This is a genomic window from Pseudoalteromonas lipolytica, assembly GCF_003515105.1.
GTDB lineage: Bacteria > Pseudomonadota > Gammaproteobacteria > Enterobacterales > Alteromonadaceae > Pseudoalteromonas > Pseudoalteromonas lipolytica.
In genome coordinates this window covers 50,779-63,568 of record NZ_CP032090.1, presented here as the reverse complement: position 1 = coordinate 63,568, position 12,790 = coordinate 50,779, and the positions used below count along the sequence as shown (strand labels likewise).

Sequence of the window (12,790 nt, the reverse complement as noted above, 5' to 3'; positions counted from 1 at the left end):
ATTGCTCTCAGTATACCTTGTGTGCAGTAAGGTTTTAAGCAGTTTGTGCTTTTTCAGCAATAAAAAAAGGAGCCAATAGGCTCCTTTCTTCATCATGTGTTTTAGCTTATACGTCTAGGTTTACTACACGTAGCGCGTTCGTTTCAATAAACTCACGACGCGGCTCAACTTGGTCGCCCATTAATGTTGCGAATAATTGGTCAGCAGCAACGGCATCTTCAATTGTTACTTTCAACATACGACGAGCACTAGGATCCATGGTTGTTTCCCATAACTGATCTGGGTTCATCTCGCCCAGTCCTTTATAGCGCTGGATATACAAGCCACGTTTAGACTCACTGATTAACCACTCTAATGCATCGACAAAGTTATCAACTGGAATTGTTTTTTCTCCACGTTGAATATAGGCGCCTTCTTCAAGGATATTAGCAATGTTTACACCTGTTACAGCGATACGCTTATAATCACGTGAAGTAATGAAGTCGTAGTTTAATACGTGTGCTTTATCTACGCCGTGCTGACGAATATTCACTACAGGGTAATATAAATTACGCTCAGCATCATGTTCTGTTCCAGCATGGAAAATAGTCGCATCTTCATCGCGAGCAATTAAGTCGTCAACTAATATGTTAGTCCACTCTTTTACTTTCGCTTCATCTGCAAGGTCAGCTTCTTTTAACTCACTTTGATAGATTAAACGTTCCATAACCGTGTTCGGGTATTTACGTTTTAAGCGCTCAATCACTTTTACCGTGTTTTGATAATCGTGAACAATTGACTCTAATGCTTCACCTTCGAGTGCGGTTGCACCCTCACTTGTGTATAGCGCAGCGTTATTTAACGCCAATGATGTTAAGTAATCAACAAGTGCTGGGTCGTCTTTTATATAACGCTCTTGCTTACCTTTTTTCACTTTATAAAGTGGTGGTTGTGCAATATAAATATAACCACGTTCTACAATCTCTGGCATTTGACGGTAGAAGAAAGTAAGTAATAGTGTACGAATGTGAGAACCATCCACGTCCGCATCGGTCATGATAATGATACGGTGGTAGCGCAGTTTTTCTGGATTGTATTCGTCACGGCCAATACCACATCCTAATGCGGTAATAAGAGTCGCAACTTCTTGCGAAGATAGCATTTTATCAAAACGTGCTTTTTCAACGTTTAATATTTTACCTTTCAATGGCAAGATTGCTTGGTTTTTACGATTACGACCCTGCTTAGCTGAACCACCCGCAGAGTCACCCTCCACTATGTATAATTCAGAAAGTGCAGGATCTTTTTCTTGGCAGTCTGCTAACTTACCCGGTAAACCAGCTAAATCCATAGCGCCTTTACGACGAGTCATTTCACGTGCTTTACGCGCGGCTTCACGCGCTCGTGCTGCATCAATAATTTTGCCAACAACAGTTTTAGCATCAACAGGGTTTTCTAATAAAAACTCTGTTAGTTTTTCTGCCATGGCTTGTTCTACAGCAGATTTAACTTCGCTTGATACTAATTTATCTTTCGTTTGTGATGAGAACTTTGGATCAGGAACTTTAACACTCACAACGGCTGTTAAACCTTCACGAGCATCATCACCCGTGGCGTTGCTTGTTGTTTTAGCTTTTTTATTAAAGCCTTCTTTTTCCATGTAATTGTTTAGTGTACGCGTAAGTGCAGCTCTAAAGCCAGCTAAGTGCGTACCACCATCACGTTGTGGAATGTTATTTGTGAAACAGTAGATGCTCTCTTGGAAACCATCGTTCCATTGCATAGACACTTCAACATTAATGCCGTCTTCTTCACGCTCATGCGTAAAGTGGAAAACACTTTTATGAACAGGTGTTTTGTTGCGATTTAAATACTCAACAAAGGCTTGAATACCCCCTTCGTATTTAAAATGGTCTTTTTTCGCTTCTTCACGCTCATCGGTAAGAATAATACTTACGCCCGAATTCAAGAAAGACAGCTCACGTAAACGCTTCGCTAAAATATCGTAGTGGAAGTTTAGGTCAGTGAATGTTTCACCGCTTGGCCAGAAACGTAATTCAGTGCCTGTATCAGTCGCGTCACCAATAACAGCTAATGGTGCATCTGGCACACCCATTGTATACGTTTGTTGATGAAGTTTACCTTCGCGACGGATAGTTAACTTTAGCTTTTCCGATAAAGCATTTACAACAGAAACACCTACACCGTGTAAACCGCCCGATACTTTATAAGAGTTATCATCAAATTTACCACCAGCATGAAGTACCGTCATGATAACTTCAGCAGCTGATACACCTTCTTCTTCATGGATTGAAGTAGGAATACCACGACCGTTATCTCTTACAGAGACTGAACCGTCTAAGTGAATCGTTACATAAATATCATCACAATGACCAGCTAAGGCTTCATCGATAGAGTTATCAACAACCTCAAACACCATATGGTGTAAGCCTGTACCGTCATCGGTGTCCCCTATATACATTCCAGGACGCTTTCTTACTGCGTCTAATCCTTTAAGTACTTTAATACTCGACGAATCGTAATTCTCAGACATGGTTAATCCCACTTATCTTGTTATTAGGTTGCCATGTTTCACGTGGAACATTTTTAGTTCTCGTTGCATGGGTTCCACCACAGCAGAAATACTTTCAGATAAAATAGATGAGATAAAAAGTTGTGAATCGCAATGCGATAAAAGCTGACCCACTTTTTCCTTTGTATCTTCACCTAACTCCGAAGGTAAGTCATCTATTAGCAATATAGATTGCTTATCAGTTTCTGATTCAATTAAGCTATTTTGCGTTACTTTCAACGCATAAAGCAAGAGCTTCAATTGACCGCGTGAAAATGTATTTTCCACACTATTACCAGAAACGCTAAAACTAAAATCAGCTTTATGCGGGCCTTTGCTTGTGAAACCCTGTTTGGCATCACGTTCAAAGCTCTGTTCAAGAGCCTCTGAGAGCGATTCGCTCTCTTTCCAACCCGCGTTAAAGCTAATTTCTAAATCGCGTATAAGCGTTAATTCTGCACACATTTTATCAAAAAATTGCTGCTTAAACCTACTTATATACGCGATTCTTAAATTATTTATTTGTTCTGCTAGTCTAACAAATTCTTTGTCCCAAAACTTGATCTGCTCGAAATAATTCCTAGGTTTACTCTTCAGCAATGCATTACGTTGTTTTAATACTTTATTGAATGATTGCCATAAATAAAAAAAGTCATGTTCCACGTGGAACAATCCTAAATCTAAAAATTTTCTACGCTCTTTTGGTCCACCGAAAAATAAAGAATAGCTTTCAGGTGTAATCACTTGCACAGGAATTAGCTGCGCCAACTCTGAGATCTTTCGACTCGTTTTACCCTGGATCTTTAATGATGTTTCACCCGCTTGGTTTTTACTTATACCAATCGGAATCGACAAGTCATGTAATGCCTTACGACCATGAATAACAAACTTGTCTTGCTGATGTTGAATGATACTTTTATGCTTGGCGGTTCGAAATGATTTACCATGTGAAAGGAAATAAATAGCCTCTAAAAGGCTGGTTTTTCCGCTGCCATTTTCGCCATAAATAATATTAATTCCATTTATCGGCTCAAGTGTCAGCGCCTCAATATTACGAAAATTATTGAGGCTTAAATGACTTAAACTCATAAAAGGTTATAAGCGCATCGGCATAACAACATACATCGCTTCTTCGTCACCAGCACCTTCTATTAGCGCGCTACTGTTTGAATCTGCAAGGGTAAAAGTGACATCTTCTGTTTTTAATGTATTCAAAACATCGAGTACATACGAAACATTAAAACCAATTTCCAGCTCACCACCTTGATACATAACCTCAACCACTTCTTCTGCTTGCTCTTGCTCAGGGTTATTGGCAGTTATTTTCAACAAGCCTTCAGAAAGATTTAAACGCACACCACGAAATTTCTCATTCGATAAAATAGACACACGTTGAAATGCGCTGCGTAACCATTCTCTATTGGCAGTAATAACTTTATCGCCACCACGTGGTAATACTCGGCGGTAATCAGGAAAACGACCATCTACCAATTTACTTGTAAACGTAAACTCGGTATCAATAATACGAATATGATTAGCGCCAAATTGAATTGTTACTAACTCATCATCAGCCACCATTAAGCGCATGATTTCTTGCACACCCTTGCGTGGAATAATAAGCTGACGCTGTGTATTAAGCGACTGAGCTAACTGCTTTTGTGCAATCGCTAAACGGTGACCGTCTGTTGCCACTGTTTTAATGTCGGCATTGTCGACTTCAAACGACATACCATTTAAATAATAGCGTACGTCTTGGTTCGCCATTGAAAAATGAGTACTTTCAAGTAGTTTACGTAACTCTACACGGGTTAACTGAAACTCAACTTCGCCATCCCATTGTTCAAGATTCGGAAAATCTTCTGCAGCTAATGTGGTCAATGAAAAGCGACTTTTACCACTGGTTAGTAATAACTGATGATCTTGGCTACTTAAAGTAAGTTCAGAGCCATCGGGTAAACTTTTACAAATATCGAGTAACTTTTTAGCTGGCAAGGTTAATTTTGTATCTGCGGTGTCTTCACCTACAAATACACTTGCTACTAACTCAATTTCAAGATCGGTACCCGTCATTGATAGTTGTCCATTTTCTACAACTAACAGTACGTTCGATAAAATCGGTAAGGTGTGCTTGCGTTCAATCGCACCCGACACTTGAACTAAAGGTTTTAAAAATTGCTCTCTTGATATTGTTATTTGCATAATAAAGTCAGCCTTATGATGACAAGGTTCTTATTAAGTTTTGATAATCTTCTTTCACCTCGTGACTTTCATCACGCAGTGATTTAACTTTACGACAGGCATGCAGTACCGTTGTATGGTCACGCCCGCCAAACGCATCACCAATCTCAGGTAAACTGTGATTAGTGAGCTCTTTAGATAAAGCCATAGCAACCTGACGCGGTCGTGCTACAGAACGACTGCGGCGCTTAGATAATAGGTCTGAAACACGAATACGGTAATACTCTGCGACTGTGCGCTGAATGTTATCGATGGTTACGAGCTTATCTTGCAATGCGAGTAAGTCGCGCAACGCTTCTTTTACAAAATCGATTGATATTGGACGACCGGTAAAGTTCGCATTTGCAATCACACGGTTTAATGCCCCTTCTAACTCACGCACATTTGAACGTAGTTTCTTGGCAATAAAAAAGGCCACTTCATGCGGTAAATTAATTTTACTCTGCTGCGCTTTTTTCATCAAAATAGCAACGCGCGTCTCAAGCTCAGGAGGCTCAATGGCAATCGTTAACCCCCATCCAAAGCGAGACTTAAGGCGATCTTCAACCCCTTCTATCTCTTTTGGATAGCGGTCTGAAGTTAATATAATCTGTTGATTTCCTTCAAGTAATGCATTGAAGGTATGGAAAAATTCTTCTTGAGAACGTTCTTTATTAGCGAAAAATTGGATGTCATCAATCATCAATGCATCAACACTTCGGTAATAACGTTTAAACTCTTCTATTGCGTTATTTTGAAGTGCTTTAACCATGTCTTGGACAAAACGCTCGGAATGCATATAAACAATTTTTGCATCCGGTTTATTCGCCATGATGCCATTACCTACAGCATGCAATAAATGCGTTTTACCTAAACCTGTACCGCCATAAATAAACACGGGATTAAAGGCAGACCCTGGGTTGTCTGCAACTTGAGTTGCGGCTGCTTTTGCTAGCTGGTTTGATTTACCTTCAACAAAACTATCAAACGTATAATTTTCTTTAATGTTTGATTTATAACCCGATTTTGGTGCAGGTTCTACATTCGCTTTTTCAGGTTTGGGCTGTTGTTTCTCAGATGTGTGTTGAGCACTAACAGGAGCACTCGCAGCTGGCACGGCGGCTTGCGCATTTAAAATAGGTTTACTGCCTACGTCAAAACGTAACTCGGGCGCTTCATCACCACAAATTTCAACGAGCAGTTCATTTATACGGTTTAAATACTTTTCTCTCACCCAATCAAGAACAAAACGATTCGGCGCATATATAGTTAACGTATCTTCGGTACTTTCTGCTTGTAGTGGTCTTACCCACATACTGAACTGCTGTGACGGCAGTTCATCTTGCAATACATATAAACAACTTTGCCAAACCGACAGATACACTATTAAACTCCCAGAGATTTAATTATTATTCCCGTTCATCTTTAATGATGGAAAATCATACATTTATTACTAATCTTTGACCAATTTTCTTGGCCTAGACCGAGTATTATGAAGGCACTTTATCCACAAGTACAAGATTGATTTTTCTGAAAAATATGATCTCGTCTTCATAAAAAGACAAGCACATGATTTTTATAGGGTTTATTTTTTACATCCGAATAGTGATCATAGCAAATTCGCAGCTAGATCGCGATTAAATTCTACGATCTAATTTGCTTTTCCCAAGCTTTTATTCACTTTTTATACAGAGGCTGTGGAAAACTTCTTATTTATGATGATCCTATATGATCGAGCGACAGGATCCTTTATAATTACTGTGTTAGCCGTGTAATTATGATTGACTTTTGTTGTCTTCATCTATAATATCTCGCGCTCGCAATGGCACCTGTGCCAGGATCGCGACCTGCATAGGATGTTTTAACCTTAACCGATCGGATGGAATTGTTATGAAAAGAACTTTTCAACCTAGCGTTTTAAAACGCAAACGTACACACGGTTTCCGTGCTCGTATGGCAACAGCAAATGGCCGTAAAGTATTAGCTCGTCGTCGTGCTAAAGGCCGTAAAGTTCTTTCTGCTTAATATAAGTGGAAGACTTTAGCTTCAGCAGGGAGTTACGTTTGTTAACTCCCTCGCATTACTCTCGCATATTTAATGAACCAGCTCGCGCTGCGACTCCTTTCTTTACCTTATTAGCAAAACCCAATGACCAAACAAGTCCTCGACTAGGTCTTACTGTCGCTAAAAAACGTGTTAAAAAAGCCTGCCAACGTAATCGTATTAAACGACTTGCTCGCGAAAGTTTTCGTTTAAATCAACACAAAATCGATAACATTGATATTGTGCTTATGGTTAAAAGTGGCATTGATGAGCAGTCAAACGAAGAGTTAACAAAACAATTGAATAAATTGTGGCGAAAAATTAACGAACGCTGCAAGCCGGGTGCACCAAAACCACCCCCTTTCAAAAAACGCCCTAATAAATCAGCAAAATCTAATAAACAAGCCTGATATCAATAGAATTACGGGCATAATTAAGGTATCTTTAGCTCACCTTTTAATCATGCATTTAAAATTCTATCTTGGGAATTTAAATTCATGGTATTCCATTGACTAAATTAACGCAGGGGCAGACACACCATGAGGTTACTTAAACCACTTGTTGCTATTCCAAAGCGCTGTTTAGTCATGCTAATTCGTGGCTATCAAAATTGGATAAGCCCGCTATTAGGTCCACATTGCCGCTTTAATCCAAGCTGTTCTCATTATGCTATTCAAGCAATTAATTTGCATGGAAGTGTAAAAGGCAGTTGGTTAGCAGTTAAACGCATATTAAAATGTCACCCTTTACATGCAGGTGGGGATGATCCCGTTCCTGCAAAAAATCATATTAACCACCAACACGAGAAATAAGAGCTGTTATGGAATCGCAACGCACGTTTTTATTAATCGGCTTGATGCTTGTGTCGTTTTTATTATTCCAAGAGTGGAATAACGACTACAATGCACCAAAAGCTGATCCAAGTGCCACAACACAAACACTAGGCGCAACAACATCAGAGTCAGATGACTTTATTCCAGCATCATCTGACGGTGAAGTTCCTGTTGCTACAACAGCAAAGCGCTCAGTTATTGATGTAACAACTGATGTCTTCACTGTAAAAATTGACACCCGCGGTGGTGACATTATTGAAGCAGACTTACTTCAATACGAAGAGACAAAAGGCAGTGATACACCTTTTATGCTACTTGGTGAGTTTGACGGTAATCAATACTTCTCACAAAGTGGCTTAATTGGTTTAAACGGCCCAGATGCAACTGTTGCTGGTCGCCCTGTTTATAAAACCACACAAAAATCGTTCACCTTAAATGGCGATGAGCTTCGTGTACCACTCGAGTTTACCGACAGCAAAGGTGTGACATTTACCAAAACTTATATCTTCAAGAAAGGCGACTACGCTGTAGATTTAGAGTACACGGTAAATAACGTAACAGCGGATCCGATTCAAGTGCAGCTTTACACGCAAGTGAAGCGTACAGTACAAGATAAAGGTAGCTTAGTTGATCAAAACTACTTAGGGGCTGCATACGGTACTGAAGAAGAGCCTTACGAAAAATACAGCTTCTCTGATATGGCCGACAAAAACCTAAATGTTACGACGGCTGGTGGTTATATTGCGTTTATTCAACACTACTTTGTAAGTGCATGGGTTCCACAGCAAGACCAACAAAATACGCTATACAGCAAATTAGTGGCTGGTAATGCTGCCATCATTGGTACTAAAGGTGAAGCTGTTAACGTACAAGCTGGCACACAAACAACCCTTGCTTCGACTTACTATATGGGCCCGAAAGAGTCTGATGTACTTGAAGCAATTCACCCAGACTTAGACCTTACGGTTGATTACGGCTGGTTATGGTTCATCTCGCAACCATTATTCGTGCTACTTAAATGGTTGCACAGTATCCTAGGTAACTGGGGTCTGGCTATCATCGCTATTACTGTCATTGTTAAATCTGCAATGTACCCACTGACAAAAGCACAATACACGTCAATGGCGAAAATGCGCGCATTACAACCTAAAATGGCCGCACTAAAAGAGAAATTTGGCGATGATCGCCAAAAGTTCGGTCAAGCTATGATGGAAATGTACCGCAAAGAGAAAGTAAACCCGATGGGTGGCTGCTTACCGCTTTTACTACAAATGCCAATCTTCTTAGCACTATTCTACGTATTCTTAGAATCAACAGAATTGCGCCATGCTGAGTTTGTATTATGGTTAACTGACTTATCAGCGAAAGACCCATACTACGTATTACCAATTTTATTTGGTGCAAGTATGTTCATCACACAAAAGCTGCAACCGATGACGGTTCAAGATCCAATGCAGCAAAAAATGATGACGTTTATGCCGGTAATCTTCTCTGTATTCTTCTTATGGTTCCCATCTGGCCTTGTACTTTACTGGTTAGTATCGAACCTTATCTCTATCGCGCAGATGCTTATCATCTACCGTGGAATGGAGAAAAAAGGCATTAAAGTAAGAGGCTAAAACCCTTACGCACAAAAAAGGCGACTTAGGTCGCCTTTTTTAATGCCCAGTTATTTTTAACCGAGTACAGGTGCATAAAGCTGCTTTGACACGCTACGTTCACTAACGCTAACGCTTGTTATTACCACAGAGCCTATAACCAAGCCTATGGCTATATAACCTGATACACCTAACCAGCTAGAAACGGTTGCTTTGCGTTTAACTCTCAGCCAGCTCATGTAAATTCCAACACCACTAACACCGCTCATCAAGCTACCAAAAATAGCCCAAATAAACTTTGTGCCTAGACCTGCAAAGTTTCCAAAATGCAGTGGATCAGCGGTGTCTTTTATACGTGGAACAAACGGCAAGTCTTGCCCTTTTTGAATGCCTAACACGGCCCCTGTGCTTGCATTTATATAGACGCGATTAGCGCGTAAGCGTAGTAAAATATCGTTATTATAGCCACGAACTTCGATAGGCTGTGCTGCTTTTTGTCCGTAACCAATATAACGAATATCTAAACTAGGAAAAGCCTGTTGTGCTGCTTCGTATGCGGCCGTTAAAGATATTGGCATCATATTACTTGTCGACGCGCTTTGTTTTAGCGCAATAACCTTTGTAGGTTCTGCAACATAATGATCTACTTTGGCTGTTTGCAATCCATGCTCTATCAGATACCAAAGACCCGTTACCGCCATAACAGCAATAAACCACGTACTCCAAAGTCCTACAAGCTTATGCCAGTCTGCCCAACCATTGCGTTTATGCAATAAAAGTGGGGCTGGCTTTTTAAGAAAGCCTTGCCACCAGCGTCGGTAAACAAAAAAGCTCGAGACCAGTAATATAAGTACTAAGATACTTAAGCTTGTCACAATCAACTTACCAGTCCAGCCCATGGATAAATTCATATGCCAGTTACGTAAAAACCGCGATATTCGTGCCCACTCTCCTTCTCCTAATACTTCTCCTGAGGCAGCATCAAGATAAACAAACCGAAATGTATCATTAATTTTTAGCGCAACTTCTGTGGCTAAATAATCTTGCTTATGACGATGGATATACAGTACTTGTGCATTGGGATAATGCTTATTAAGACTGGATTCTATCGCTGGATAGTTAGTCATGGGTGAAGAGCTTAAAGCACGATATTTACTTCCAGTCAGGTACTCTATCTCGTGACTAAGGGTTGCTAACGTACCGGACACACAAATAACAAAAAGCAGGACCCCAACAACGAGTCCTGCCCACGAATGTAAGTTAAACCACTGCTTAGCGCTCACACGCCACCATTAAAAGCTGTATTTAGCACTTAAATAAACACGGCGTGGCTCACCGGGAAAATGCCCCGTACGTTCAATAAAGCCACTGCTTGCATATTCTTTATCAAACACATTTTTAACTGATAGCTGCCATTGCCAGTTATTTAAGGTCGTTTGCCATGCCATATTGTAGATAGTGTAAGGTTGAACACGTTGTCCGCCCAAGCTAAGCTGCTCATCAACATAGTCTAAACCTGCAGAAATAGATGACGATACGCGAGGTAGTTCATAGCGTGTCCAAATACCCAGGGTATTTTGCGGCGCATTGGCAAACTTATCACTGTTAGGAATTTGATTACGTATGCTGTCATTGGCTTTAGTGATACGGGTATCATTATAGGCATAACTTGCTGTCACAACCCAACGCTCGGTAATATCACCAACCACTTCGAGTTCAAACCCTTTACTTTGCACTTCGCCGACGGCCACTAAATCATCAACCCCATCGCCTGCAACATCACCCAACAAACTGGGTTGCAGAATATTTTTGCGCACAATGTCATAAGCGGCCATATTCACAGCTAAGCTATCATCAACAAGCTTCGTTCTTAAGCCCACCTCATTTATACGACTTGTTTCAGGAGCAAAAGGTCCGCCCTTGGCTGTTTCTTGATCGCTGGCACTTTGTGGTACAAAACCAGTACCATATAAGGCGTAAGGAAAGAAAGTATCATTAATATTGTAACTGGTGCCGACACGATAAGTGACATCGCTATCAGAAAACTCGGTCTGATTTAACTCATCTTTGTCTTCAAAGCGATCGTATCTTAACCCCGCGGTTATGCTCCAGTTGGCAGTGACATCAAGTTGGTCTTGCACATAAGCACCAAAGCGTGTGCTATGAGTACTGCCAAGTCTGGGTGTAATAGCATTGAGATCATAATCATCGCGAGACGTTAAACCATACTCGGGATCTTGAAGGTCAAGCCCAGGGACAGGCCCTCCTTTACTTTGTTGCGTAGCTGTGCGGTAAACACTTTCGAAATCATGCTCATACCAATCACTACCAAATAAGACCTGGTGTTGCATATTAGCAAATATAAACTCAGCTACCGCATTAGCGGTTAAGCTAAACCCTGTATTTTCACGAAGTTGATCACGAAATTCGCGGTGACTCCAATCAACAATGCCATCGCCATTGGTATCCACAAGCCCTCTTGGCTCATGGTAATTTTGCACTTCTTTATTATCAAAATAACGTGCTGTAATATCCGTACGCCATACATCATTAATGTCGTGTTTTAAAATAGCTTGATAAACATGCGCCTCAACATTTTGGAAATCAGTCGCTTCATTATGATTCCAGCTAATATCCGTAATAAAATGCCCATTATCATCAGCAGGCACCCCACGAAGGCGTGCTCCCCCTAATTCTTGCTCTATATACGTATATTGCGTTGTAAGCTCTGTTGCGCTGCTTATCAGCCAAGTATAACCAAGATCAACAATCGTATTATCACTGCTGGTATTAGCGCGAAATGGTTTTTCTGAATCACGATACAAACCAACACGATAAGCATGATTATCTAATGAGTCACTCAAGGGCCCTGTACTTTCTAATGCGCCACTAATAAAGTCATCATTACCAAGCTCGACTTCAATACTGTGCTTTTCAGTAAAAGTTGGCTTCTTGGTTACATAATTAATAATGCCACCTGGATTACCGCTACCGTATATAGCACCCGCAGGCCCTTTTAACACCGCAACTTGTTCAATATTAAATAATTGTGGAACGGCAAAGCCGTTGAATGGATCGCCTTTGACACCATCATATAAAATTTCATCTTGGCGAAAACCACGAAATGTTACACCTGAATAACTAAAACCATTTACACCGGCAATATTACTGTATAAATCGGTAATCTGTCGGGCAGCCTGATCGTTAATCAGCTCCTGTGGCAAAATTTGAATAGACTGTGGGATCTTTTCAATCGGCGTATTAGTGCGGGTACCGAAGCTTGACTCGGTTGGTCGATATAAAGAAAAAGCACGCCCTATTACATCAATTTTTTCGATTTCATTTTGATCTGACGTTTGTTGATTCTCAGCAACTGAAAAACCAGAAAAACTCGCGAGAACAGCTAATAATAAAGGAGAATAGCGCATATATTTTTAAATTATAAAGTAAGATGCAAATATCTTAATGAATATAATTATCATTTGCAATTAGTGTTTATTATTTATTAATGTTGAATAAAGTAAAACTAATAGCAACGACTAAGTTGG

10 protein-coding genes are annotated in these 12,790 nt (G+C 40.3%); 4 read left to right on the top strand and 6 right to left on the bottom strand.

From position 1 onward, the window contains the following. Positions 1-106 precede the first annotated feature (106 nt). Genes gyrB through dnaA form a run of 4 tightly spaced genes read right to left on the bottom strand, consistent with a single transcriptional unit; the run spans position 107 to position 6,152 of the window. Entirely contained in the window at positions 107-2,533 is a 2,427-nt protein-coding gene (gene gyrB, locus D0907_RS00235) for a DNA topoisomerase (ATP-hydrolyzing) subunit B (RefSeq protein WP_036973684.1), read from the bottom strand. A gap of 12 nt (positions 2,534-2,545) precedes the next feature. Further along, positions 2,546-3,640 (bottom strand): DNA replication/repair protein RecF, encoded by a 1,095-nt coding sequence (recF, locus tag D0907_RS00230; RefSeq protein WP_065978278.1) that lies wholly within the window; start codon positions 3,638-3,640, stop codon positions 2,546-2,548. A gap of 6 nt (positions 3,641-3,646) precedes the next feature. Beyond that, the gene (gene dnaN, locus D0907_RS00225) at positions 3,647-4,750 is read right to left on the bottom strand and encodes a DNA polymerase III subunit beta (RefSeq protein ID WP_036973687.1); all 1,104 of its coding nucleotides are present in this window, start codon (positions 4,748-4,750) and stop codon (positions 3,647-3,649) included. A 13-nt stretch (positions 4,751-4,763) separates the two neighbouring features. Further along, on the bottom strand, positions 4,764-6,152 hold the full coding sequence (gene dnaA, locus D0907_RS00220; protein WP_036973688.1) for a chromosomal replication initiator protein DnaA: 1,389 nt from the start codon (positions 6,150-6,152) through the stop codon (positions 4,764-4,766). 506 nt (positions 6,153-6,658) lie between these two features. Here dnaA and rpmH point away from each other — a divergent pair. From rpmH to yidC, 4 genes are all read left to right on the top strand, one after another. Then, positions 6,659-6,793: a 50S ribosomal protein L34 gene (rpmH, locus tag D0907_RS00215; protein WP_008488847.1), complete on the top strand. Its 135-nt coding sequence runs from the start codon at positions 6,659-6,661 to the stop codon at positions 6,791-6,793. A 5-nt stretch (positions 6,794-6,798) separates the two neighbouring features. After that, a complete protein-coding gene (rnpA, locus tag D0907_RS00210; protein WP_036973690.1) occupies positions 6,799-7,221 on the top strand; it encodes a ribonuclease P protein component in 423 nt (140 codons plus the stop codon). 129 nt (positions 7,222-7,350) lie between these two features. Then, positions 7,351-7,623 (top strand): membrane protein insertion efficiency factor YidD, encoded by a 273-nt coding sequence (gene yidD, locus D0907_RS00205; protein ID WP_036973693.1) that lies wholly within the window; start codon positions 7,351-7,353, stop codon positions 7,621-7,623. 8 nt (positions 7,624-7,631) lie between these two features. Further along, positions 7,632-9,263 (top strand): membrane protein insertase YidC, encoded by a 1,632-nt coding sequence (gene yidC, locus D0907_RS00200; protein ID WP_036973695.1) that lies wholly within the window; start codon positions 7,632-7,634, stop codon positions 9,261-9,263. Positions 9,264-9,319: 56 nt separating this feature from the next. Here yidC and D0907_RS00195 read toward each other — a convergent pair whose 3' ends face one another. Then, positions 9,320-10,525: a PepSY-associated TM helix domain-containing protein gene (locus tag D0907_RS00195; protein WP_118843866.1), complete on the bottom strand. Its 1,206-nt coding sequence runs from the start codon at positions 10,523-10,525 to the stop codon at positions 9,320-9,322. Between the two features lie 9 nt (positions 10,526-10,534). Continuing rightward, positions 10,535-12,670: a TonB-dependent siderophore receptor gene (locus tag D0907_RS00190; protein ID WP_065978281.1), complete on the bottom strand. Its 2,136-nt coding sequence runs from the start codon at positions 12,668-12,670 to the stop codon at positions 10,535-10,537. Between the last annotated feature and the right edge of the window lie 120 nt (positions 12,671-12,790).

Bases quoted from the DNA above. Each gene is read 5' to 3' on its own strand.
- gyrB (WP_036973684.1), bottom strand. From the start codon at position 2,533: ATGTCTGAGAATTACGATTCGTCGAGTATTAAAGTACTTAAAGGATTA.
- recF (WP_065978278.1), bottom strand. From the start codon at position 3,640: ATGAGTTTAAGTCATTTAAGCCTCAATAATTTTCGTAATATTGAGGCG.
- dnaN (WP_036973687.1), bottom strand. From the start codon at position 4,750: ATGCAAATAACAATATCAAGAGAGCAATTTTTAAAACCTTTAGTTCAA.
- rpmH (WP_008488847.1), top strand. From the start codon at position 6,659: ATGAAAAGAACTTTTCAACCTAGCGTTTTAAAACGCAAACGTACACAC.
- yidD (WP_036973693.1), top strand. From the start codon at position 7,351: ATGAGGTTACTTAAACCACTTGTTGCTATTCCAAAGCGCTGTTTAGTC.
- yidC (WP_036973695.1), top strand. From the start codon at position 7,632: ATGGAATCGCAACGCACGTTTTTATTAATCGGCTTGATGCTTGTGTCG.
- D0907_RS00190 (WP_065978281.1), bottom strand. From the start codon at position 12,670: ATGCGCTATTCTCCTTTATTATTAGCTGTTCTCGCGAGTTTTTCTGGT.